Genomic DNA, 22330 nt, shown 5'->3' on the forward strand with positions numbered 1-22330 from the left:
GCGTGACGTGAAACGTACATTCCAACCGTCCAATCTGGTCCGCAAGCGTCGGCACGGATTCCGCGCGCGCATGGCGACCAAAGCCGGCCGTCAGGTTCTGGCCCGCCGCCGCGCCAAAGGCCGCAAGCGGCTGTCTGCCTGATCTCTGAAAAAGAGACCCGCGTGAAGATGTCCCGCCTGCGCGTCAGGCGGGATTTTCTGTATGTGGCGCAAGGCAAAAAGGCCGTCCGTCCAGGCGTTGTTGTCCAGATGCGCTCGGGCCGCTGCCCCGAAGGCCAAGTCCGGGCCGGCTTTACAGCAACAAAGAAGATTGGCGGCGCTGTTTTCCGCAATCGCGCCCGGCGGCGGCTGAAAGAAGCGGTGCGGCTGCTATTGCCCCTCCACGGCGTGGCCGGGAATGACTATGTGTTCATTGCCCGTGCCGCCACACCGGGGCGGGACTGGGCGCGCCTGCTTGACGACGTCAAATCGGCGCTGCAAACCCTCGCCAGCCCGGCTGCGGGCAATGACAGGCAATAAAGCGGATCGGGACCCCCGAAATGGGCGACACTCGTAATATCATTCTGGCAGTGGTCATCTCGGCCGCCATTCTCATCCCCTACCAGATCTTCGTGATCAGCCCGATGCAGGAGCGCCAGCGCGCCGAGCAGGTGGCGGCACAGTCTGAAATGGTTGAAACCGAGCTGGCGCAAGCCGCTGCTGAGTCCAATGAAGCGGCCACAGTGAACGAGGTGGTCGATCAACGGATCGAAATTGCCAGTGAAGCGCTCGCCGGCTCGCTCTCGCTCACGGGTACGCGCATCGATGATCTGCGGCTCAATCGCTACGACACGGAAGTGGATGATCCCTCGCCGGTCGAATTCCTCGTTCCGCGCGGTCAGGAGCATGCCTTTTATGCGCAAGATGGCTGGCAGGCCCTTGGTGACGGGCCCAGCGACGCGCCCGGCTTCAATGCCAACTGGACGCTGGTTTCCGGCGACCGCCTGACCCCCGACACACCGATTGTCCTGGAATTTCGCGGAAATGACGGGCTGGTCTTCCAGCGCACCATCTCCCTCGATGCCGATTACATGTTCACCTATTCGGATGTGATTCAAAACACATCCAGCGAAACCGCCAGCCTGTCGCGCTATGCGCGGGTGCGCCGCGATGGTGAGCCCCCGGCTCCCTGGGCGCCCTTCTTCATTCTGCATGAAGGCCCGATCGGGGTGGTAGGCACCACGCTGATTGATGACAAATACCGCTCGATGGACCCGGGCGACGAGACATCCGAATCCGGCACTGGCGGCTGGATGGGCATCACCGACAAGTACTGGATGGCTGCGGTTATTCCCGACCAATCCATGGAAATCACCGGCGAATACAGCCTGATCGGCCGTCAGGGGCCCGATACCTATCAATCGGGCTATGTCACCCAACCGCTGGAACTTGGTCCGGGCGAAACGCTAGAGACTTCAGCGCGGATTTTTGCAGGCGCCAAGCGGGTCGACCTTCTTCAGACCTATGAGAGCGAGCTGGGCATTTCACGCTTCGACATGGCCGTGGACTGGGGCATGTTCTGGTTCCTCACCCGCCCCTATTTCTGGCTCTTGCACCTTCTGTCGGGTTATCTCGGCGGCATCGGCTTTGCTATTCTGGCGGTCACGGTTCTGGTGAAACTGCTCTTCTTCCCGCTCGCAAACCGCGCCTATGTCTCGATGGCGAAGATGAAAAACCTGCAGCCGAAAATGCAGGAAATCCGCGAGCGCTATGAAGATGACAAGCAACGCCAGCAACAGGAAATTGTCGCGCTCTATCAGCGGGAGAAAGTCAATCCTCTGGCCGGGTGTTTGCCGATCCTGTTCCAGATCCCGGTCTTCTATGCGCTCTATAAAACCCTGTTTGTGACGCTGGAAATGCGCCATCAGCCCTTCCCCGGCTGGATTCAGGACTTGTCCGCGCCTGATCCGACCAGCATGTGGAATCTGTTCGGCTTGTTACCGTATGACCCGTCCGGATTGCCCATCCTGGGCGGTGTTCTGGCGATCGGTGCCTGGCCGATCCTGATGGGTATCACCATGTATTTACAGCAGTCGCTGAATCCGCCGCCGCCGGACAAGATGCAACAGCGTATCTTTGCCTTCCTGCCCTTCGTCTTCACCATCATCCTGGCCCCGTTCGCAGCGGGTCTGGTGATCTACTGGGCGTGGAACAACTTCCTTTCCATCCTGCAGCAATATGTGATCATGCGCCGTCAGGGTGTGGAAACGCGGCTGGATACCTTCATCAAGAAGCTGCGTAATCGCGGCGGAGAAGCCAGCTCTGACTAAGGACCCGGACACGCCCGGCGCCGGGCGCGCCCTGTTTGCCCAATCCTGCGACTTTATCAAAGGCGCTGTTGATCTGGGCGGCCTGCCGCCGCCGGATCTGCCGGAAGTCGCGTTTTGGGGACGCTCAAATGTCGGCAAGTCCAGCCTGATCAATGCGCTGACCAATCAAAAACAACTGGCGCGCGCGTCCGGCGAGCCGGGCCGGACGCGGGAATTGAATTTCTTTGATCTGGCGGGCGTCATCCGCCTTGTGGATTTGCCGGGCTATGGATTTGCCAAAGCGCCGAAGAAAGTCGCCGAGGTCTGGACCCGGCTGACCGAAGCCTTTCTGAAAGGCCGGCCCAATTTAAAGCGCGTCTTCTTGCTGATTGATGCGCGCCACGGGCTCAAAGCCGCCGACAAGGTGATGATGGACGGCCTGGACGAAGCGGCCGTTGTTTATCAGATCGTGTTGACCAAATCCGACAAGATAAAGCCCGGCCAGGTCGAACGGATGAAAACTGAAACGCTGGAGGCTCTGGCCAAGCGCCCGGCCGCTTTCCCGGAGATCATTGCGACCTCCTCCTCAAAAAAAACCGGGCTTGATGACCTTCGTAATGTCATTGCCGCATTTATACCCGAGTTCTCCGCTTAGATGTCCGCCATGATGCTTCGCCTTGCTTTCATCCTGTTGATTGTCCTGCCCGCCGCCCCGGCGCGGGCGATTGATGTCTGCAATGAAACCAGCTTCATCGTCGAAGTCGCGTTGGGCTGGATCACGGAAGATCGCGACATCGCGGTTGAGGGCTGGACGCGTGTGCGCCCGGGGGAATGCGTCGAACCCGGCCCGGTCATTGATCCGGAAAGCGATAATCCGCTTTTGTTTTACGCGCGCTCGACCTCTGCCTATCTGGGCGGTGTGCGCGAATGGGGCGGTCAACTGGATTTGTGCGTCGGCGCGTCAGACTTTGCCGTGGAGGGCGTGGATGACTGCGAATCCCTGGGGCTGGATCGGCGCGGATTTGATATTTTGCGCGGCGATCATCGCCTTCGCTCGGTCCTGATCGAGCCGGCAGATTTCGGCACACGCGCCCAGGAGGCAGGAACCCAGCGCCTGTTGCGGGATGCCGGCTATGACATCCGGACCGTGGATGGTCTGGCAGGACGCCGCACAACCCGCGCGATTTCCGCCTTTGTTCAGGCAACCGGCCTGCCACGCACCCCGCCGCGTCCCGAGCTAATCGACGCGCTTGAAGCGGCCGCCATTCAACGCAATGCAGACGCCGGCCTGATCGTTTGCAACGAAACAGTTGGACGCATTGCCATCGCTCTTGGCCGGCAGCGCGGCGAAATCTGGGAGGCACGCGGCTGGTGGCGGCTGGATGCCGGAGGGTGTGCCCGGGTGATTGCCGAGCATCTGGATGAAGCCAATGCCTGGATCTATGCCGAACAGACCGGCGAAACGCGCGGGCGATTACAAGGCGGAACGGAAGCCTTTTGCTTTGCCCCGTCGCGTTTTGTCGCCGAAGGCCGGGAGGAATGCGCTGGACGTGGCTATGCGCAGGGCTATTTCCGGCAGATCCCGGAACCGGTCGAAGGCACCAGCCGTCTGGCCCTTTCGATCGCGGATTTCCGCCTGCCAGCGGAGACGGCCGAGCCCGGGCCAGCAGCCGAAGAGACGCCTGAAGAATGAGCCAGCCCCCCGCCAATCCCGATCTGTCCCATGTCGCCACATGGGTCTTTGATCTCGACAACACGCTTTATCCCTCTGATGCCGCCGTCATGTCGCAGGTCGACAAGAAAATGACGGAATACGTGGCCCGGACGCTTAATCTGGACCTGGTGGCCGCGCGCAAGCTGCAGAAGGATTACTGGCGCGAATATGGCACGACGTTAAACGGGTTGATGGCCAATGGTCAGGTGCCGGATGGCCGCGCCTTCCTGGATTTCGTGCACGATATAGATCTCAGCGTCGTTGATCCCGACCCCGAACTGGCCCGCCACATCAAGGCCCTGCCGGGGCGCCGCTTCGTTTATACAAACGGGTCCATGAAGCACGCCGAGAATATCTGCGACCGGTTGGGAATTTCCGACTGCTTCCACGACATGTTTGACGTGGAAGCCGCAGACTTTCAGCCCAAACCGCACCGCTCCGGCTTTGAGCGCTTTGTGAACCGGTTCGATGTTCAGGCGCCCGAAAGCGCTTTCTTTGAAGACTCGATCCGAAATTTGAAGACCGCTCATGAGCTGGGCTGGACAACCATTCTGATCCGCGCCCGTCCCGGACCGCGGGATGAAGAAAGCGCCGGGCCGGGAGAACATCCCGATCATGTACATTTCGCAGCAGATTGCCTGAAAACCTTCCTGTCCACCGCCAAGACCGCGAGCCAAGCCGCATGACCCCTTCTGCCCTCGCCAGCCTGATCGATACCGCCTGGGACAACCGGAATGAAGACGGTGCCTTGAATGCCGAGGTGGCGGATGCGGTCGCTCAGTCGCTGGCCCTTCTGGATTCCGGAAAGGCGCGCGTGGCCGAAAAGTCCGGTGAGGATTGGGTCGTCAATCAATGGCTGAAAAAAGCCGTGCTCCTGTCCTTCCGCCTGAATCCAATGGCCTCGATCAGCGGCGGCATTGCCGGATCAAAATGGTGGGACAAGGTGCCCTCCAAATTCGAGGGCTGGGGCGAGAATGAATTCAGAACCGCTGGTTTCCGGGCCGTGCCGCCCTGCGCCGTGCGACGCGGCGCGTATATCGCTCCGGGGGCTGTTCTGATGCCGTCCTTTGTCAATATCGGCGCCTATGTCGGCGAAGGGACCATGGTCGATACCTGGGCCAGCGTCGGCTCCTGCGCGCAGATCGGAAAGAACGTCCACTTGTCCGGCGGCGCGGGCATTGGCGGCGTGTTGGAGCCCTTGCAGGCCAATCCGACCATCATTGAAGATAATGTCTTCGTTGGCGCGCGCTCGGAAGTCGTGGAAGGCGTGATCGTTCGCGAAGGGGCTGTGCTGGCTATGGGCGTCTTCATTTCCGGCTCCACCAAGATCGTCGATCGCGCGACCGGCAAGATCACCTATGGCGAGGTTCCGCCCTACGCCGTCATCGCGCCCGGCACCCTGCCTGATCCGAAAGGTGGCCCGTCGCTGGCCTGCGCCGTGATTGTCAAAACCGTCGATGAACGCACCCGTGCCAAAACCGGCATCAACGAATTGTTGCGGGATTAGGCGTGGCGAACCCCCTCCCCCTCGCTCAGGCGCTTATCAAAGCACCGTCCGTCACGCCGCTCGATGAGGGGGCGCTAGACGTGATGCAAGGCGCGCTGGAAAAGCTGGGCTTCACCGCCAAGCGCTATCCTTTTGAAGAGGTGGACAATCTCTATGCACGTCTGGGCAGGGAGGGTCCCGTGCTTGGCTTTGCCGGTCATGTCGATGTCGTCCCGCCCGGCGACATCGACGCCTGGACCAACAAGCCGTTCGACGCGCGCATTGAAGACGGCGTGCTCTGGGGGCGCGGCGCGTCTGACATGAAGGGCGCGCTGGCAGCTATGGTGGCCGCGGTAGAGCGCGTGAAATCCGCGCATGACATTCCCGGATCGATCGTCTTCCTGATCACCGGTGATGAAGAAGGCCCGGCCATCAACGGCACCAAGCGCCTGATGGAGGCGGTACATGAAGCCGGCGAGCGTTTTGATCATGTATTGGTCGGCGAGCCCACCAATCCGCATCGCATGGGTGAGACCATCAAGGTAGGACGCCGGGGCAGTCTGAATGGCGTGATCCGCGTTATCGGACGCCAGGGCCATGTCGCCTATCCCGAACGCGCGGAAAATCCGGTCCCAAAACTGGTGGAACTCGTCAACGCGCTGCTGGCGCGAAACCTGGATGATGGCGCGCCGCACTTTCAGGCAAGCAATCTGGAATTTACGTCCATCGATGTCGGCAATGAGCCGCACAATGTGATACCGGCGGAAGCCCGCGCGAAATTCAATATCCGCTTTAATACCGCCCACAAGGGCGAGGAGCTGAAACGCTGGATCGAGGACGAGGCCAAATCCATCGGACTGGGCTTTGAAGGCGAGATCAGGCTTGATCTCAAAGTCACTGGCGAGGCCTTCCTCTCTACCCCTGATCATTTCACGCACCAGCTGGTCGCCGCCGTCGAAGCCGAAACCGGACGCACCCCGGCGCTGACCACGGGCGGCGGCACATCGGATGCCCGCTTCATCAAGGACTATGCCCAGGTGGCCGAATTTGGCCTGGTCGGCGCGACCATGCACCAGGTCGATGAACGCGTGGATACCGCCGATATTGAGACGCTGACCCGCATCTATGCCCGGCTGATCCGGTCCTATTTCGGATTGAGCGAATGATCCGGCTTTTTGCTGAGACATGGCTGGGGCTAAAGGCGACCCTCAACGTATTCAGCCTGCGCGAAGGGTGGGAAAATCAGCTGAATGTTTCCGCTACGGGCTTCGTCCGGAGTTTTGGCGCAGCGCTAATCTCGCTGCCCTTGCTCGTCTTCATCATTTTCGGCTTCGAGCGCTTTTATGTGGAAGCGATAACGGACTATGAGTCCACGCTGACGCTGAGTCAGATCGCCCTGCAATTTGTACAAACCTGGCTCGTTTTCCCCGTCATTGCCTACATTCTGACCCGCCTGACCGGGACCGGGCCGCGATTTGTTCCCTGGGTCGTGTTGCACAACTGGTCGGTCGTGTTCCTGTTATTGCTCCTGGGATTTTTGATCAGCCTTTATCTGGCCGGGCTTTCGAGCATTGCCAGCACCGGTTTTTCGATCGCCTTTATCTATGAAGGCATCCGCTATTATCTGTATTTCCGGGTCGCGCAGGTCACGCTGGGCTTGCCGCTCCTATGGACGATTCCCATGGCCGCCATCCCCATCGTCGCAAACCGCGCGCTGGCCATGCTGATTTACTGACCGGGATAGTCCACCCGCTCCAGATAAAGCCCGGACGCCGGCGCGACCGGACCGCAGGCAGCACGATCGCGCACTTTTAGGGCCTGAACCAGATCGCTTTCCGTCCACTTGCCCCGGCCAACTTCCACCAGTGAGCCGGTGATCGAACGCACCTGCCGATGCAGGAAGGAGAGCGCTGAACAGGTCAACTCCACCTCATCGGCAACGCGGCGCACACTGATCGTATCGAGCGTTTTGATCGGGGAATCCGCCTGACATTGCGCATCGCGGAAGGTCGAAAAATCATGTTGCCCCACCAGGCGCTGAGCCGCGGCATGCATGGCTTCGGCGTCCAGTTTTTGTGGAATGCGCCAGACCTTGCCCTTATCCAGCGTCAGCGGCGGTCGCCGGTCCAGCATACGATAGATGTAATGCCGTTTGGTCGCAGAAAAGCGGGCGTGAAAATCCTCACCCACCTCCTCGCAATCGAGCACCGCGATCAGATCCGGTTTCAGATGCTGATTCAATGCATCGCGGACGGTATCCGTGCGCAGATCCTTATCCAGATCCACATGCGCCACCTGCCCCAGCGCATGCACGCCGCTATCCGTGCGTCCTGCGCCGATGACATCGACGGGTGAGCCATTCAGCTCGGCCGCCGCGCGCTGCAGACTGCCCTGCACGCTGGGGCCGTGATCCTGCCACTGCCAGCCCATAAAGGCGGTGCCGTCATATTCAATCGTCAGCTTGTAGCGCGGCATCAGGCCAGCACCGTGCCTGCCGCCAGCGCATTGCCGCGCAGAAACTCCTCGGCGTCCATCGCCGCCTTGCCTTCGCGCTGGAGTCTCGAAAGGCGCACCGCCTTGTCTCCGCAGGCAATCAGCAAGCCATCATCCAGCGCGGTTCCGGGCGTGCCTTCACCGTCTTCGACCTTGGCGAGATGGACTTTCACGCGCACCGGGCCCTTCGCCGTTTCCAGCTCGAACCAGGCCCCGGGAAAGGGCGAAAGCCCCCTTATCTGATTGGCCACCACGTCCGCCGGTTTTGACCAGTCGATGCGCGATTCTTCCGTCGTGATCTTCTTCGCATAGGTCGCGCCGTCTTCATCCTGCGCAACGGCTTCCAGCGAGCCCCGCTCCAGCGCCGCCAGCGCGCGCGGCCACATCTGTGCCCCGGTCGCCATCAGCCGGTCATGCAGGCTGCCTGCAGTATCAAACGGGAAGATGCGCACCGTCTCGGACAAGAGGATCGGACCCGTATCGAGCCCGGCCTCCATCTGCATGATCTGAACGCCGGTGATCTCATCGCCGGCCATGATGGCGCGCTGAATGGGTGCCGCCCCGCGCCAGCGCGGCAGCAAGGACGCATGCAGGTTCAGACAACCAAACTCCGGCGCATCGAGCGCCGCTTGCGGCAGGATTTGGCCATAGGCGACGACCGCCGCCACATCCAAATTCAGCGCGGCAAACTCGGCCAGCACGTCCGCATCGCGGAATCTCTCCGGCGTGGAGACCTCCAGCCCCAGCGTTTCGGCCAGCTCATGCACCGGCGTTTTGCGCTCTTCCTTGCCCCGGCCCCGGCGGCGCGGCGGCTGGGTATAGACCCGCACGATTTCATGACCGGCCGCAGCAATCTCGGCCAGCGAGGCGGCGGCAAAATCGGGCGTTCCCATAAAGGCAAGGCGAAGCGTCATGGCCGCGTTTGAGCCAATCGCGCGCGCAAGATCAAGTCCCGTCTGCGCTGGGACGGCCTACTCGTCCTCAAATCCCCAAGGCGCGGACGGTGGTGTGACCGGCGCGGAAAGATCAAACACGGCCCGGAACGTCCGGTTGGGCCGGTCCAGCCCATAGGTGAACGTCTCGCCCTCCAACGCCATCAGCCAGGTGTTTTGCGCAGAATCCGGAATATTCTCGCGCACAAAGAGATCGCGGCTGAACTCGTCGGCAGGAAACTCGATGCGAATCGCCGTGACCGTCGAGCTGTCCCCGCCATATTGCGTCAGCACATCGTCCGACCCGTCCTCATGACGGTGATCATGCTTCAAGCGAAACCCGTCCTCGGTGCGCGTCACCACCCAGGTCCGCGAGCGGTCCTCACCGACATGAAGCGGAATACGGATTTCATCGTCCGAGCATTCCCGCACATGCATGGTCAGAGTCTGACCCGCCCAATCCGCATCACGCGGATCCTCACTGGTCACCGACCCCTCAAACGCCTGCCCGCAATAAGCAGAGATGGCGTCGAACAGGGTGGTTTCAGCCTGGGTCTCGCCTGATGGCGAACAGGCGCTAATCCCTAGCGCCGCCACACTGGATAGAATAACCGCTTTACCCCAGCTCATACCAATTCCCCTGTCCTCGTTCTTGGTGCACGCCTCTGCCCGGATGGCGGCGCGCCTGCTAGTCACCTTATCCCTATAGCGGCTGCTCTCAAGGGGCCACGCCGGCTCCAATTCACCCTCCCTTGAACTGACTGCTCAATCCCACCGAAAAGCAGTGTGTTAACACATTAAAACGCAAAGCATCATGGGAAAAAGGGCAGGATTGGAGGGGTGACTCAGCAGAATGACGGCCGGACCGCCGTTCATGAGCGGAGCAATGAAGTGACCGGCATCAACCCGCCACCCGCTTTTCCCATACGCCCCGCCGCAATTCCATCACCCAGCACAAATCGTCGTCAAACCAGCGCTCACCCACATCGGCAAAGCCGAGACGCCGGTAAAAACGGATGGCTTTTTCGTTTTTCAGAAGCGGGTCGATGAGAATATTAGTGACCTCCGGCGCGGCAAAGCAGCGCGCGATGGCCTGTTCCATCATCCGGGTGCCATAGCCGCAGCCGAGATCCGCTTCCTCGCCAATCCAGATATCGATGGCGCGCTGATGGGGCTCGCATTCGCCCCAATAATGGGTTTCTTCCAAATGGGGGTCGATGATCTGCACCACGCCAATAGCGCGGCCGTCCACTTCGCCGATCAACACCTCGAACCAGTCGACATCGAGATTGACCAGTTTCGCCCAGTCTTCTTTCTCATCCTCGGGAAGCGGCTTGTCCGGATCAAACCCGGTGCACCATTTAACGTGGGGTTTTTCGTCCCAAGCCTCCAACAAAGCAACATCATCCAGCGTTGCTTTGCGCAGGATCACGCCGCGTCGTCCTGCTCGCGCTGTTTGACGAATTTCTTCACCTTCTGCACCGCGCGCTGACGCTTCAGCCGTGACAGATGGTCGATAAAGAGCACGCCTTCGAGGTGATCCATCTCGTGCTGGATACACACCGCAAACATCCCTTCGGCAATCTCGGTGCGCGGCTTGCCATCATAATCGAGATAATCGATCTGGATGCGGTCCGGGCGCTCGACCTCATCGAAATAGGACGGCACCGACAGGCAGCCTTCTTCATACGGAAGCGTATTCTCGGATGGGTCTGACAAAACCGGATTGACGAAATAACGCGGATTGCGCTTTCCGTCTTCCTTGCCCCAATCGAGGTCCATCACGATGACGCGCTTGGGCACGCCGATCTGCACCGCTGCCAGGCCGATCCCGTCCGCCGCATACATGGAATCGAGCATGTCATCCATGAGGTTGCGGACGTCTTCATCCACCCCGTCCACAGGTTTAGACACCTGTTTCAGGATCGGATTGGGAACGGTGAGGATCTCTTTAACGGCCATAGCGCCCTAGGTATGCGAAGCAGCGCCGGGCTTCAAGAGTGAACCGGGCGCATCAGGCGCGCGAATCAGCGATAATCGGGTTTAGTGAGATCGTCTGGACGCGGAATGCTGGAAAATCTGGATCAGAACACCATTCTTATCGCTGCGGGAGGCCTGGTGCTGGCGGTGCTGGCGGGCATTGGCCTGTCGGCCTTATTCCTGCGCAAGCCCAGGACCGATGACGGCATGGTGACAGCGCTTGCTGATCTTGCGCGCGCCAATGCCGAGCTGCAAGGCCGACTGTCCCAGATTGCCAATGACCAACAGGCTGGGCGCGCGGAACTTCAAAAATCCATGAATGAGCGATTGGATGCCGTGACCAAGCGAGTTGGTGATAGTCTTGGCGAGCAGACCCAGCGCACGGCGCAATCACTGCAAACGCTGAATGAGCGGCTCGCCCTCATTGATGCGGCTCAGAAAAACATCTCCGAACTTTCTGGTGAAGTGACGGGGCTCAAGCAAATCCTGTCCAACAATCAAGCTCGCGGCGCATTTGGAGAGATGCAAATCGAGGAGATAATCAGCGACATCTTACCTGCTAACGCGTTCAAGTTTCAAACGGCTCTTTCAAATGGAAGTATTCCGGATGCATTGGTTTCTATGCCGAAAGCGCCAGGACCCGTTCCGGTGGATTCGAAGTTCACATTGCCATCATACCGCAATTACATTGATTCAAATGACCCCGATTCAAAGAAAACTGCGGCACGAGCGTTCAAGGCAGACATAAAAAAACACATCAACGATATCAGCGATAAATACCTGATCGCAGGCGAAACTGCCGATTTGGCGTTAATGTTCGTTCCTTCAGAGGCTGTTTACGCGACTATTCACGTAGACTTCGCAGACCTAATAGACTTCGCGCGGAAGAAGCGCGTTTTCTTGGTTTCTCCGACGACTCTTATGGCGATGTTAACCGCGATCCGGGCCGTGATGCGTGACGCAGAAATGCACAAACAGGCTGCTGAAATCCAGAAAGTCGTTGGTCTGATGCTTGATGATGTCAAATTGCTCGACAAGCGCGTGGGCAATCTAAGAACGCGCTTCGTTCAGGCTAATGAAGATATCAACGACATTGAGACATCTACACGTAGAATTACATCGCGAGGCCAACGCGTTCGCGAGGTCGAGTTCGATGAGACCGATCTGAAATCGATCGAACCCCCCAATTAACCAAAACCGGCCCTTTTCTTGCATTCCCGTCAGAGACGAAGCGGGAGTGGCTTGATGCGCGTAAAAAGCGTTTCGATACGGGACCTGAATGAGGCCGATTTCGCCAATTGGCGCGCCTGGGCGTGCCAGGATGGTCAGCTAGTCAGCCCTTACCTTCTGCCGGGGTTCGCTGAGGCCGTTGACCAGGTCCGCAGCGATGTGCGTGTCGCTGTTATTGAACAGGACGAAGAAGCCATCGGTTACTTCGCCTTTCATGCGCCGCACCGCTTTGGCATCCGCCCCGTCGGCGCGCCCATGTCAGATTATCAGGGCATTGTGGCCCGGCCCGGCGCGCAAATTTGCGTGGACGAGTTTCTGACCCAGCTGGGCGCCGGCTTTATGGCGTATGACAATTGGTGGGATGGCACCACCTGCCCGATCAAGGGCGCGCGCGAACGCGATGGCAGCGTGGTTGTGGATATCGCCGACGGGCCGGAGGCCTATTTCGCGGAACGCAAAGCCGCCCACAAATCCCAGTTCAAAAAAACCGAGCGCCGCTTCCGGAATGCCGAGCGGGATTTCGGCGCGGTCCGCCTCGTGACCGGCGATCCGGACGGTGAGCTTTTCGCCACCCTGGCCGCCTGGAAAACCGCGCAATATGACGCCACTGGCAAACTGGACGTCTTCGGCATCTCCTGGGCACGGCAGCTTCTGGAAAACCTGAATGCGCTAAGCGATCCCGCCTTCCGCGGGGAGATGTATGCGCTTTACTTCGGCGATGAGCTGGCGGCGGTGGAATTCGGCCTGCGCGCAGGCGAGACCTATCATTCCTGGTTCCCGGCCTATGAGGATCGCTTCTCCAAGGTCTCGCCGGGCCTGTTACTCTTGCACGAGATTTTCAAAGCCGCGCCAGATCAGGGGATCACCCGCGTTGATCTCGGCAAGGGCGGGGCGCATTACAAAACCTTTTACGCCTCATACGAAGTGCCGCTGGATACCGGCCGCGTTATCGCGCCCAGCTTTGCAGCTCTCGGCTTGCGCACCTGGGATCTGGCGGAAGCTTGCGCCAGCGTTCTACCTGGCAAGTTGAGCGAACTGCCGGTACGCGCCCGCCGCCGCTGGTCTCAAGTCAGCGCATTTGAACCGGAGCTGGGTCCGCGCTTGAAAACATTTGCAAAGGGGTTTCGCGCTGCCTAGGCCGGGCGCCGGGATTTGAACGCCGCTGTCAGCGTTCCATCATCAAGATAATCCAGCTCACCCCCGACCGGCACGCCGCGTGCGAGGCTGGTGATGGACACATCCAGCCCGTCCAGACGGTCCGCCAGATAGTGCGCCGTGGTCTGGCCATCGACCGTCGCATTCAGTGCCAGAACGATTTCCTTGATCTCCGGCTTGGCCGCGCGGTCCAGTAGCTTGCCGATATTCAGATCTTCCGGCCGCACGCCATCCAGCGGAGAGAGCACACCGCCCAGCACATGATAGCGGCCCTTAAAGGCCGCGGCGCGTTCCAGCGCCCAGATATCGCCGACGGTTTCGACCACACAGATGGTCGTCGGTTCGCGCCCCGGCGCGGTACAGATGGAGCACGGGTCCGAAACATCCAGATTGCCGCAAATCGAACAGGCCGTGATTTTGTCCGCCGCATCCGACAGGGCCTCGGCCATGGGCCGCATCAACGCATCCTGTTTTTTAAGCAGGTGCAGCGCCGCGCGCCGCGCCGAGCGCGGGCCCAGCCCCGGCAATTTTGCCAACAATTGGATCAGGCGCTCAATTTCCGGACCGGCAGAAGACGTTGCCACTTGTCGCTACCCCGGAAACGAAAAACCGGGCGGCAGCGGCATGCCACCGGCGGCGTCTTTCATGACCCGCGCCTGCACTTCCTCGGTTTTCCGCTTGGCATCGTTATGAGCGGCCATAATGAGGTCCTCTATGACCTCCTTTTCGCTGGCGACCAGAATGCTGGGGTCCAGCTCGATCTGTTTCATTTCGCCCTTGGCTGACAAGGTGACGCGAACCAGCCCCGCTCCCGATTCACCGGTGACTTCTTCGGCCTCAAGCTGTTCCTGCGCCTCCTGCATGCGCTTTTGCAGTTCCTGCGCCTGCTTCATCAGTCCCATCAGGTCTTTCATGATGATCTCTCTGCGTTTTCCATCGGTTCGTCAGACTCTTCCGGTGGTTCCGGCTTTCTGACTTCAATAATTTCTGCACCTGGAAAGAGTTCCAGCGCACGGGCCACAACCGGATCACGGGCGATGCGCTCGACATATTCCCGCTCCTCGCGCTTCTGGCGTTCACGGATTGTCTCGCCGCCGCGGGAATCATGGGTGGGCAGAACCGCCCAGGTTTCGCCTGTCCGGTCCTGCAACCATTTTGCCAGACGCTGCGCCAGATCCGGCGGGGAATGTTCCGCCGGTTCAAACACGATCTTGCCGGGCTTGAACGACACGGGCCGGACATAGCGGATGAGGTCAGACCGCAGCTTCGCGTCCGCCCGATCACGCATCATATCGTGAACCTCGTCCAGCGATGTTGGGGCATCGCCTGTTACCGGTGCAGAGGCAGGGGCAAGCTCCGCCTCGACTGGTTCCGCACGGGCTGTCGGCGCGGGCCCGGCGGCTGGCGCAGATATTGGCTCAGGCTTTGGGGCGGAAGGCGCGGCCTCCTGCTCGCCGCGCATCAGTTTGGCTGCATCTTCCGGTGAAGGCAGAGACGCCGCGGAACCCAGCCGCAACAGCGTCATCTCGGCAGCCGTTAGCGGATCAGGCGAGCGTTGCACGTCCTCCAGCCCAACCAGCAGAATTTTCCAGAGCCGGGTCAGCTGCGCAATGGAAAGAGTATCGGCCAGCGCAGCCAACCGTTCAATCGTTTCCTTGGCTTCGGCGATATCAGCCTCAGGACCCGCGGCTTTCACCCGCGTGATGGCGTGAACAAAATCGAGGCAATCGCGCGTGATGATGGCGGGATCACCGCCGGAATCATAAAGCTCGGCGATCTCGGACAGCGCCTTGGCGTGATCTCCTGCCAATGCGGCTTCCAGCAGGTCCAGCACCCGTGCCCGGTCAGCCAGACCCAGCATGTCGCGAATGTCCAGCGCTGTAACGGGACCGTCAGAGCCTTCGCCCTGCACAATCGCCTGATCCAGCAAGGACAAGGCATCCCGCACAGACCCTTCGGCTGCGCGCGCAATCAGTGCCAGCCCATCGGCGTTGACATTGGCGCCTTCTTTTTCGCAGATATTGGCCAAATGCGCGGCCAGAACATCGCGGTCTACGCGCTTCAGGTCAAAGCGCTGACAGCGTGACAACACCGTAACCGGGACTTTGCGGATTTCGGTTGTCGCGAAGATGAATTTTACATGCGGCGGCGGTTCTTCCAGCGTTTTGAGAAGCGCGTTGAAGGCCGAATTCGACAGCATGTGCACTTCGTCGATCACGTAGACTTTGTAGCGCGCCGACACGGGCGCATAGCGCACGCCTTCGAGAATTTCCCGGATATCGCCCACGCCTGTGCGCGAGGCGGCATCCATCTCCATGATATCGACATGGCTGCCCTTCTGGATGGCATCGCAGTGCTCTCCGGGGGGGTCCAGCATAATGGAGGGCGCATCAGCCTGTTCCGTGCGGTAATTCAAGGCGCGCGCAATCAGCCGCGCTGTCGTGGTTTTCCCCACGCCGCGCACACCCGTCAGCATATAAGCATGGGCAATCCGGCCGGATTTGAACGCATTAGTGAGGGTTTTCACCATCGCGTCCTGGCCGATCAAATCTTCAAATCGAATAGGCCGGTATTTGCGCGCCAGCACCTGATAGCCGGCATCTTCCTCTGGAAGGTCGAGCCCCAGAGACGGCCCCGGATCGGTGTCCGTCATCTGTTCGGGCGCGTCGTCCATGGCCTCTTTTCTGGGCTGATTCCGGATAAAAGTGGAAGATCGGACAGCGACCCGGAGCAAAACTCGTTACGGCTGCTTCCTTCCGGACCTGACCGGGTTGGCGAGGCGTCCGTCCGCGCCGATCTTCCACCCCCAATATCGGTTTTTGGACTTACGAAAGCAAGGGATGGGTAACAGCAGAGCGGGTCTGATGTCGCTTTTTTGCTACTGGCTGCCCGATGATCTTCCCCAGCGCGCATTCCACCCGCGCTCGTCAACATGAACAAACGGCCCATGAGCCGAGTTTGAGCCGTATTCGCCTAAGCCTCCCGAGAAGTTTGCAAAGCGCGGCTCTTCCAGCAGACCATCGATTAACTCGTACAGAGCGCCAGCATCTCGGCGGTCATGAACGCCATCACCATTGAGATCGTCCATGATTCCGTCGCCATCCTCATCAATGTAGATATCGGCTGCACCACCATAGACATGACGGGAATACCGCCCATTTCCGATAGCTGCGTTATAGGAAGGCGTGCGATAGCCGCTCATCACGACAAATCCGTCTGTTTCCCAGCCGTGCTCATTCACTTCAGCCAGAAGCCATTCGAGTTTTAGCAGCAGGCGCGGATTGACGATGGCATAACGGGTGGGGCCTCCGTCCTGTTTGCACAAGAACTGACCGAGTGTGAAATGCGGTGAAATTGGTAGGTCGCGCAGTTCGGGTGGCACACCGATAAACCCCTGCGGCGGTAGGTAGGCATCGTGTCCCCGGAAAGGCGTTTGTGGGTAATCGCCTATCGCATAGCCATTCAGAGCGCCATCTTCGACGTCCTCGACAGGATGAAGCACGAAGACGTTCAGGCGCATCACATCGCCGGTTGAGCTCGACATCTCGATCACGTGGTGCCCGGGCTCATCAGGTGCGAGCCAGCGGGCATTGCCCGAAGCCTCGCTCGTGAACCCACTCGCTGAAGCAAACCGCACATCCGAAGACGATCTCAGATCCACGGTTGCTCCCGGTAACGCCATAATCGAGAATACCGAATAGTCGGTCTCGATATCGCCATTGATCTGCAGCGAAAACCCGATCCGGCCATCATCAAATCCGGATGGCTGTACTCGCGCGCTAGTCGAAACAGGCGTATCGGTCGCCAGGGCCGGCGCCGGAGCGAGGCTCAGCCCCAATCCCAGAAGGAGCGGTTTCATCAACAAGCTGCGGCGCATCTAATGCCTCAATTATTCTATGGTCTTTTTCATATAAGTCGTGAACCATGCGCACGGAACCATCTGCATCAAGAAAAGCCGTAAAGTATAGAAAATGAACGTGAATATCGGCGCTCATATCTATCCTTGTCTCGTCCCCAGTCTCAATGATGGCCGGAATTTCGGGCCGGTCTGGATCAGCGACGCCATATTGTATCGCCCAGCCAGCCAGCTCGCGCGCGTCTTCAACCCTGACACAGCCGGATGAAAAAGCGCGAGGCATTTCCTCAAAGCGATGCCGGCCTGGCGTATCGTGCAGAAAAGTGCTGTGTGGATTGGGAAATATGAATTTGACTTCTCCCAGGGCATTAAGCGGTCCAGGCGCTTGACGAAGGCGATAGGGAAAGTCGCTCGCATTAACGTCGGACCAGTCAATTATTGATCCATCAACAACCTCGTTCTGCCGGTCAAGGATTTGAAAGCCCAAGCGGGCTACTGCATCGGGATCACGCTGAAACAGAGGCAACTCGTCTCTAACTGCCAGCGAGTGCGGCGTTTCCCACCACGGATTTACAATCAAGTGGGTCAACGAGGCGGTCAAGACCGGCGTCGGCCTGGAACGTCGCCCCACAATCACATTATGACGTCTTATCACCTGCCCGGATTCGACCACAATCAGCGAAAAGTCGGGGACGTTGACGCTGATATGCACATCGCCAAGATCCTCAGGCATCCAGCGCAACCGTTCCAGATTGGCTCGCAGCACCGCAATCCGATCAGACGGCGTTCGGTTAAGCCAGGCAAGCGTCTCGCTGCCAATCAACCCATCTGGCTCCAGCCGCGCATCGTATTGAATACGTTGGATAGTGGTCTGCATTTCTTCGTCGAAAGCAGGTACGATTCTCACATCATCCAGAGACACAGATTCATCGGACAGAGTAACAGCTGGCGAGAATGGCGGCAGTACTCCCATCTGGATCAGGCGGGCACGGACCTGACGAACACGTTCGCCATCATCACCTACAGCAAGAGGGGCTTCGGTTGGCGAAAGCGTTGGCCAATCTGCTTCCGCTGCGGACCGCCACCGGAAAAGCTCTAACCTGAGCGCTGCATACTGCTCGCTTCGCGGTGCCAGCAGTTCGAGCCAGGTAAACGCATCCCCGCTTTGCAGCGCCCAGTTCATGATCGTGTTGATATCGGCTTGACGGGGTGAATACGGCCAATCTGGATCAATGCTGAGTGGATCAATTCGACCCCGTAACAAATCGTTCGCATAGGCGCGAAATGCCTGCTCGGCCAAGGCGTCAACTTCAGGTGAACTGACTCTCGCCTCCGCCTGCCTCAACTGGTCGAGACCATAATCGGTTCCGCGTAACCCATGCGATTCTGCGCTTTCAAGCGCAAGCACGAGGCTTTCTAGCGTACCGGTCTGATCTGGACCGGTCCAGGCAGGTGTTTGAGGACTTGCCTGTGGCGCAAAGAGGCACAGGCAAGACAAGGCGAACAGAACTCGGATCATCTGCTCAGCTTAGCGCAGATCTTCCTTGCCGGCTCCGCGCAAATTGCCGCCCCGAATGTTTTCAACCGGCGGCAGAGCGAAGAAACATCTCATGCACGTCCAGCGCTTCGATAAGGTCGAGGTCCCCATTCGAATCGATCAACAAGTCGCGCCAATATCCCGCCACCTTCGCCTGTGTTTCCAGCCAATCGCGCGTCGCGATTTCTATGGCAGCTGGCGACGACGATGACGCGTTTGCATTCACCCCTGCGACCCGAATTTCGGCTGACATCAAATACCTCTTTTAAAAGTACGGTGTATTGATAATAATTCTCATTTACAATTTTCTGTCAAGGCGCGAGGTGTCTGTTTTTTCAAACCGGCCTTCGCTGGCGACATATCGCGTCCAGTCAAATGACGCCGCTTCAGCCTCGATCACATTAAATCCGGCAGGCTCGTCCCGTGTGCGAGAGGAAAACGCGGTCGCCGCGCCGACAAACCAGCTCCTCCGCCCCTGTATGTCCAGCGGGCAGGCAAAAGATTGATGCAAGTGGCCGGTCAAAATCAGATCGGCAGCGGACGCGATCGGTTTTGCAAACTTGTCCGCCCTGAGGGTCCGAGCGCGGCCACGCTGCGCCAGGGGTGAGACGATGGGATGATGGGCCGTCAGCACTTTTGTCGCCGCTTCGCTCGCATCCAAAGCCGCGAGCGGGTCCGTCAGCTTCTTTTCTGAAACCACGCCAAGGGACCAATCCAACCGCAATTGCGTGCCACGCGAGGAGTTGAAGCTTTCAATCTGAACCGCTTCGGACCACCACCGGTCATCGGCGTGCTCGCCAATGGCTTTCTGAAGACGCCGCCAGGGCCGCGTCAGGCGGGCCCCGATGTTCAATAGCGGTGTGTCATGGTTTCCCGGGGTCAAAACTGTGGGGCATTTGATCGCCTCAAGAAACTCGGCCGCCTGAGCGAACTCGCGCTTCGAGCCGGTCTGGGTGAGGTCGCCTGCAACCACCACGACGTCTGCTGACAGGGCTCCCAGCCCGTCAATAAAGTCCGCCACCAGACGCGCATCTTCGTCGCCAAAGTGGAGATCAGCAATGTGAACAAGGCGGGTCATGTTACAATGACGTTGAGGCTGTGCTGTCCAAATTCAAGGGAGACAGGCGATGTCATCCATTGCGGCTCGCCATCCAGAATGACCGGAATCCGCCGCCGGGAGGTTACGCGCACCCGGTGGGCAGACTGGCTCCAGAGAGCGCCTGAGGCCTCTTGATTGCCACCCGCAAATTCCGCCAGCCCGGCGGCAAGCTCGGCGACATTGCGGGCATTACCACCTGTCAATTGCAGGCCATCCCTGGCCGCGTCGGGTTTCGGGCATTGCGCATAAATCGCCCTCGCCTTTATTGCGGGCGCGTCATCCAGCTGCACGCGCATGGAGCGGGTAAAAACAGAATGCAATCCGGCCCGCGCCAGCCGGGCATATCTCCGGAAGCGACCAAACACGCCTTTCTCGCGGACCTCTTCGCGCACTTGCACCGCTGCAGGCGAAAACCCGATCGCCGCCGCGACGGCAAAGATCTGATCATTGGCCGAGCCCAGCTTCAGTGACCGGGTTTGGCCTTTGCGGCCCCGGTCCAGCACCGCGTCCAGATCCAGGTCGCGATGAAGTTGGCGCGCCAGAAGATTCGCCGTTCCACACGGCAGAACGAGAACGGGTTGTTCGATTTGTTTTTGAGCCAGTGAGTTCAAGACCGACATGATTGTGCCGTCCCCGCCAGCAATGGCCACTACAGAGTCTGCCGGAACATCCAATTGCTCGAGCTCGTCGGTTTCGCTCGACAGGTCCAATTCGGTGTCAATCACCCAGCCCGCCGCGTGAAGGCTTTCCCGTAAATCCTCCAATGTCAGACCGCGCTGAAACGCCCCGGACCGCGTATTGTGAACAAGAATGAGCGCTGTCTTCGACAAGCTGTCGTCCTGACTCTAGTGTTGATCAACGGGATGAAACCAAATGCCCCTGCGCCATACCATGCAAGCCGCGACATAAGGAAGACGACATGCCGGATCGGTCGCCTTTGGCCTTTTGTGGATCGGATCTCGACCGCCTCGAAGATTTGCGGCGGGATGAAGACGCGCTGGCGCGATTGGAACTCCATCCGGATGCCTTGGCCATCCTGTTTCAAAAGGCCAATCCGGCCTTGTCTGATAGCCGGCTGTTCCGCCTGTCGTTTGCCGCGGCCAATGCCCTGCCGCAATCCGGACCGCCCATGCTGCTAGGTCTTGAAGGCGAAGCCCCGCTTTATGCGATTGATCTGGCGCTCGATGCCGCACCGCCGGAAGGCGCAAAGATCACAGACACCCGCATGGCCGCCATGCAGCTATCGATCAATGAAACCGGCATACTCGCCCAGGCCCGTGCCTTGATAGAATGGCGGCGCAAGCATCGCTTCTGTTCAAACTGCGGGGCTGAAACCATCCAGATCGAAGCGGGTCGAAAACGAAGCTGCCCGGCCTGTGGTACCGAGCATTTCCCGCGCGTTGATCCGGTTGTGATCATGTTGGCGGTCAAGGATGACTGGTGCCTTTTGGGCCGCCAGGAAGGCTGGCCGCCGCGCATGTGGTCGGCACTGGCCGGGTTCATGGAACCCGGCGAGACGATTGCGCAGGGCGCGGCGCGGGAAGTGATCGAGGAATCAGGCATTCAATGCAACCCGGCCACGGCAGAGATCATTGACAACCAGCCCTGGCCGTTTGCTTCCTCCCTGATGATCGGACTGATTTTGGAAGCGGTGACTGTGGACATTCAGGTCGACAAGCACGAGATCGAGGACGCGCGCTGGTTCTCAAAAGACGAGGTGCGCGCCATGATATCTGGCACGCACCCCGAAGCGGATATTCCGCCGAAAATCGCCATCGCGCGGCGGTTACTGGAAGTCTGGTCCAGCTAGCCGGCCGGCTTACCGGCCGCCAAAGCGGCGGACATAATGCAGCCCGAAGACATCGCCATCGCCGCCATCAAAGTCGTGGCGTGTATAGTCAAAGCGGAACCCGTTATGGTCGTCGACGAAAAACTCGGCGCCGACACCATAGGCAAACCCATCCGCATCATCTGACAAGGAGAAGCCCGGCACGGACGCTTCCACCTCTGCGGTGGTGTAGCCGATGCGGGCCAGCAGATTGAAATTCGGGGCCAGCGGCGCGCGCGCCACACCGAACAGGCTGGCGGCATAATTCAGCTCGACATCAATCGGCGTGGCCAGCACCGTTACCGTGTCATCGGCAATACCGATATCAACCTGGCCTTCGACGCCAAGATAATTGGTGAATTCATAGCCACCGCGCAGGGTGATCGCGCCAACGGACGCGCCATCCAGATCGACGTGAGAATATCCGGCACCGACAGTAAAATCGCCTTCGCCGGCGAAAGAAGAAGCCGCCGCAGCCAGGGCCAGGGCGGAAGCAGAAGCAAGTGTGCGCAACATTTTAAAAAGACCTTTCGTTGGGGGGACTAAGGTTATGAAAACACGGCTCCATAAGAGCCGCTGGCATTGACATGTGAATGGAGGCCCTCGAGCACAACCACCCAACCTCAACTTTCACAGCGTTTTCCGCTGCACATGAATGCCTGCTGAATGCAGGCTTAAATTCCCGAAATACGCAAGCGAGGAGAAAGCGCGACACTGCGCCACTGGACGCCC

At 59.4% G+C, this 22330-nt stretch carries 26 protein-coding genes and 1 other RNA gene; 12 read left to right on the plus strand and 15 right to left on the minus strand.

Annotated features, from left to right (window positions below; genetic code table 11):
• Positions 1-7 precede the first annotated feature (7 nt).
• The 9 genes from rpmH to ACO079_RS07025 are packed head-to-tail and all read left to right on the plus strand — an operon-like array spanning position 8 to position 7223.
• Positions 8-142 (plus strand): 50S ribosomal protein L34, encoded by a 135-nt coding sequence (gene rpmH, locus ACO079_RS06985; RefSeq protein ID WP_421792818.1) that lies wholly within the window; start codon positions 8-10, stop codon positions 140-142.
• Between the two features lie 26 nt (positions 143-168).
• Positions 169-519, plus strand: coding sequence for a ribonuclease P protein component (gene rnpA / locus ACO079_RS06990; RefSeq protein WP_421792923.1), 351 nt, complete (start codon positions 169-171; stop codon positions 517-519).
• A gap of 20 nt (positions 520-539) precedes the next feature.
• Positions 540-2309 carry a membrane protein insertase YidC gene (gene yidC / locus ACO079_RS06995; RefSeq protein ID WP_421792819.1) on the plus strand — a complete coding sequence of 590 codons (1770 nt, stop codon included), beginning with the start codon at positions 540-542 and terminating at the stop codon, positions 2307-2309.
• A 31-nt stretch (positions 2310-2340) separates the two neighbouring features.
• On the plus strand, positions 2341-2943 hold the full coding sequence (gene yihA / locus ACO079_RS07000) for a ribosome biogenesis GTP-binding protein YihA/YsxC (RefSeq protein WP_421792924.1): 603 nt from the start codon (positions 2341-2343) through the stop codon (positions 2941-2943).
• A 9-nt stretch (positions 2944-2952) separates the two neighbouring features.
• Positions 2953-3981, plus strand: a complete 1029-nt coding sequence (locus ACO079_RS07005) for a DUF1036 domain-containing protein (protein ID WP_421792820.1) — start codon at positions 2953-2955, stop codon at positions 3979-3981.
• Entirely contained in the window at positions 3978-4688 is a 711-nt protein-coding gene (locus ACO079_RS07010; protein WP_421792821.1) for a pyrimidine 5'-nucleotidase, read from the plus strand. The genes ACO079_RS07005 and ACO079_RS07010 overlap by 4 nt, the downstream gene beginning before the upstream one ends.
• Positions 4685-5509 carry a 2,3,4,5-tetrahydropyridine-2,6-dicarboxylate N-succinyltransferase gene (gene dapD / locus ACO079_RS07015; RefSeq protein WP_421792822.1) on the plus strand — a complete coding sequence of 275 codons (825 nt, stop codon included), beginning with the start codon at positions 4685-4687 and terminating at the stop codon, positions 5507-5509. Before ACO079_RS07010 ends, dapD begins: the two co-directional genes overlap by 4 nt.
• Positions 5510-5511: 2 nt before the next feature.
• The gene (gene dapE, locus ACO079_RS07020) at positions 5512-6654 is read left to right on the plus strand and encodes a succinyl-diaminopimelate desuccinylase (protein WP_421792823.1); all 1143 of its coding nucleotides are present in this window, start codon (positions 5512-5514) and stop codon (positions 6652-6654) included.
• A complete protein-coding gene (locus ACO079_RS07025; RefSeq protein ID WP_421792824.1) occupies positions 6651-7223 on the plus strand; it encodes a hypothetical protein in 573 nt (190 codons plus the stop codon). The genes dapE and ACO079_RS07025 overlap by 4 nt, the downstream gene beginning before the upstream one ends.
• Here the strand turns inward: ACO079_RS07025 and truA are convergent.
• The 5 genes from truA to def all read right to left on the minus strand — a co-directional run bounded on the left by truA (position 7217) and on the right by def (position 10875).
• Positions 7217-7963, minus strand: a complete 747-nt coding sequence (gene truA / locus ACO079_RS07030) for a tRNA pseudouridine(38-40) synthase TruA (RefSeq protein WP_421792825.1) — start codon at positions 7961-7963, stop codon at positions 7217-7219. The genes ACO079_RS07025 and truA overlap by 7 nt on opposite strands.
• Positions 7963-8895 carry a methionyl-tRNA formyltransferase gene (gene fmt, locus ACO079_RS07035; protein ID WP_421792826.1) on the minus strand — a complete coding sequence of 311 codons (933 nt, stop codon included), beginning with the start codon at positions 8893-8895 and terminating at the stop codon, positions 7963-7965. Before fmt ends, truA begins: the two co-directional genes overlap by 1 nt.
• A gap of 57 nt (positions 8896-8952) precedes the next feature.
• A complete protein-coding gene (locus ACO079_RS07040) occupies positions 8953-9543 on the minus strand; it encodes a hypothetical protein (protein WP_421792827.1) in 591 nt (196 codons plus the stop codon).
• A gap of 271 nt (positions 9544-9814) precedes the next feature.
• Positions 9815-10345, minus strand: coding sequence for a GNAT family N-acetyltransferase (locus ACO079_RS07045; protein ID WP_421792828.1), 531 nt, complete (start codon positions 10343-10345; stop codon positions 9815-9817).
• Positions 10342-10875: a peptide deformylase gene (gene def / locus ACO079_RS07050; protein ID WP_421792829.1), complete on the minus strand. Its 534-nt coding sequence runs from the start codon at positions 10873-10875 to the stop codon at positions 10342-10344. The genes ACO079_RS07045 and def overlap by 4 nt, the downstream gene beginning before the upstream one ends.
• A gap of 105 nt (positions 10876-10980) precedes the next feature.
• Here def and ACO079_RS07055 point away from each other — a divergent pair, with 105 nt between their 5' ends.
• Positions 10981-12084: a DNA recombination protein RmuC gene (locus ACO079_RS07055; RefSeq protein WP_421792830.1), complete on the plus strand. Its 1104-nt coding sequence runs from the start codon at positions 10981-10983 to the stop codon at positions 12082-12084.
• A 54-nt stretch (positions 12085-12138) separates the two neighbouring features.
• Positions 12139-13260, plus strand: coding sequence for a GNAT family N-acetyltransferase (locus ACO079_RS07060; RefSeq protein ID WP_421792831.1), 1122 nt, complete (start codon positions 12139-12141; stop codon positions 13258-13260).
• Here the strand turns inward: ACO079_RS07060 and recR are convergent.
• The 9 genes from recR to ACO079_RS07105 form a co-directional block, all read right to left on the minus strand.
• Positions 13257-13862 carry a recombination mediator RecR gene (gene recR / locus ACO079_RS07065; protein ID WP_421792832.1) on the minus strand — a complete coding sequence of 202 codons (606 nt, stop codon included), beginning with the start codon at positions 13860-13862 and terminating at the stop codon, positions 13257-13259. The two genes, ACO079_RS07060 and recR, sit on opposite strands and share 4 nt — an antisense overlap.
• A gap of 6 nt (positions 13863-13868) precedes the next feature.
• Positions 13869-14192 (minus strand): YbaB/EbfC family nucleoid-associated protein, encoded by a 324-nt coding sequence (locus ACO079_RS07070; protein ID WP_421792833.1) that lies wholly within the window; start codon positions 14190-14192, stop codon positions 13869-13871.
• On the minus strand, positions 14189-15952 hold the full coding sequence (locus ACO079_RS07075; RefSeq protein WP_421792834.1) for a DNA polymerase III subunit gamma/tau: 1764 nt from the start codon (positions 15950-15952) through the stop codon (positions 14189-14191). The genes ACO079_RS07070 and ACO079_RS07075 overlap by 4 nt, the downstream gene beginning before the upstream one ends.
• A 30-nt stretch (positions 15953-15982) precedes the next feature.
• Positions 15983-16080, minus strand: an RNA gene (gene ffs, locus ACO079_RS07080) — signal recognition particle sRNA small type.
• A 76-nt stretch (positions 16081-16156) separates the two neighbouring features.
• On the minus strand, positions 16157-17137 hold the full coding sequence (locus ACO079_RS07085) for a D-Ala-D-Ala carboxypeptidase family metallohydrolase (protein WP_421792835.1): 981 nt from the start codon (positions 17135-17137) through the stop codon (positions 16157-16159).
• Positions 17058-18542 carry a L,D-transpeptidase family protein gene (locus tag ACO079_RS07090; RefSeq protein ID WP_421792836.1) on the minus strand — a complete coding sequence of 495 codons (1485 nt, stop codon included), beginning with the start codon at positions 18540-18542 and terminating at the stop codon, positions 17058-17060. Before ACO079_RS07090 ends, ACO079_RS07085 begins: the two co-directional genes overlap by 80 nt.
• A gap of 172 nt (positions 18543-18714) precedes the next feature.
• A complete protein-coding gene (locus ACO079_RS07095; RefSeq protein ID WP_421792837.1) occupies positions 18715-18924 on the minus strand; it encodes a hypothetical protein in 210 nt (69 codons plus the stop codon).
• A 45-nt stretch (positions 18925-18969) separates the two neighbouring features.
• Entirely contained in the window at positions 18970-19749 is a 780-nt protein-coding gene (locus tag ACO079_RS07100; RefSeq protein WP_421792838.1) for a metallophosphoesterase family protein, read from the minus strand.
• A complete protein-coding gene (locus ACO079_RS07105; RefSeq protein WP_421792839.1) occupies positions 19746-20600 on the minus strand; it encodes a diacylglycerol/lipid kinase family protein in 855 nt (284 codons plus the stop codon). The genes ACO079_RS07100 and ACO079_RS07105 overlap by 4 nt, the downstream gene beginning before the upstream one ends.
• A gap of 89 nt (positions 20601-20689) precedes the next feature.
• On the opposite strand from ACO079_RS07105, the gene nudC reads away from it, so the two are divergent.
• Positions 20690-21580, plus strand: a complete 891-nt coding sequence (nudC, locus tag ACO079_RS07110) for an NAD(+) diphosphatase (protein ID WP_421792840.1) — start codon at positions 20690-20692, stop codon at positions 21578-21580.
• A gap of 9 nt (positions 21581-21589) precedes the next feature.
• On the opposite strand, the gene ACO079_RS07115 is transcribed toward nudC, so the two are convergent.
• Complete coding sequence (locus ACO079_RS07115; protein WP_421792841.1) at positions 21590-22114, minus strand: porin family protein; 525 nt, start codon at positions 22112-22114, stop codon at positions 21590-21592.
• Positions 22115-22330: the final 216 nt, after the last annotated feature.

Origin of the sequence: Hyphobacterium sp. (assembly GCF_965228115.1) — a bacterium.
Lineage (GTDB): Bacteria > Pseudomonadota > Alphaproteobacteria > Caulobacterales > Maricaulaceae > Hyphobacterium.

Coding starts and splice junctions, on each gene's coding strand:
- nudC (WP_421792840.1), top strand. CDS start 20,690: ATGCCGGATCGGTCGCCTTTGGCCTTTTGTGGATCGGATCTCGACCGC.
- ACO079_RS07040 (WP_421792827.1), bottom strand. CDS start 9,543: ATGAGCTGGGGTAAAGCGGTTATTCTATCCAGTGTGGCGGCGCTAGGG.
- ACO079_RS07025 (WP_421792824.1), top strand. CDS start 6,651: ATGATCCGGCTTTTTGCTGAGACATGGCTGGGGCTAAAGGCGACCCTC.
- ACO079_RS07070 (WP_421792833.1), bottom strand. CDS start 14,192: ATGAAAGACCTGATGGGACTGATGAAGCAGGCGCAGGAACTGCAAAAG.
- truA (WP_421792825.1), bottom strand. CDS start 7,963: ATGCCGCGCTACAAGCTGACGATTGAATATGACGGCACCGCCTTTATG.
- fmt (WP_421792826.1), bottom strand. CDS start 8,895: ATGACGCTTCGCCTTGCCTTTATGGGAACGCCCGATTTTGCCGCCGCC.
- ACO079_RS07085 (WP_421792835.1), bottom strand. CDS start 17,137: ATGAAACCGCTCCTTCTGGGATTGGGGCTGAGCCTCGCTCCGGCGCCG.
- ACO079_RS07095 (WP_421792837.1), bottom strand. CDS start 18,924: ATGTCAGCCGAAATTCGGGTCGCAGGGGTGAATGCAAACGCGTCATCG.
- ACO079_RS07075 (WP_421792834.1), bottom strand. CDS start 15,952: ATGGACGACGCGCCCGAACAGATGACGGACACCGATCCGGGGCCGTCT.
- yidC (WP_421792819.1), top strand. CDS start 540: ATGGGCGACACTCGTAATATCATTCTGGCAGTGGTCATCTCGGCCGCC.
- rnpA (WP_421792923.1), top strand. CDS start 169: ATGTCCCGCCTGCGCGTCAGGCGGGATTTTCTGTATGTGGCGCAAGGC.
- ACO079_RS07060 (WP_421792831.1), top strand. CDS start 12,139: ATGCGCGTAAAAAGCGTTTCGATACGGGACCTGAATGAGGCCGATTTC.
- ACO079_RS07055 (WP_421792830.1), top strand. CDS start 10,981: ATGCTGGAAAATCTGGATCAGAACACCATTCTTATCGCTGCGGGAGGC.
- dapD (WP_421792822.1), top strand. CDS start 4,685: ATGACCCCTTCTGCCCTCGCCAGCCTGATCGATACCGCCTGGGACAAC.
- ACO079_RS07005 (WP_421792820.1), top strand. CDS start 2,953: ATGATGCTTCGCCTTGCTTTCATCCTGTTGATTGTCCTGCCCGCCGCC.
- ACO079_RS07100 (WP_421792838.1), bottom strand. CDS start 19,749: ATGACCCGCCTTGTTCACATTGCTGATCTCCACTTTGGCGACGAAGAT.
- ACO079_RS07010 (WP_421792821.1), top strand. CDS start 3,978: ATGAGCCAGCCCCCCGCCAATCCCGATCTGTCCCATGTCGCCACATGG.
- def (WP_421792829.1), bottom strand. CDS start 10,875: ATGGCCGTTAAAGAGATCCTCACCGTTCCCAATCCGATCCTGAAACAG.
- ACO079_RS07115 (WP_421792841.1), bottom strand. CDS start 22,114: ATGTTGCGCACACTTGCTTCTGCTTCCGCCCTGGCCCTGGCTGCGGCG.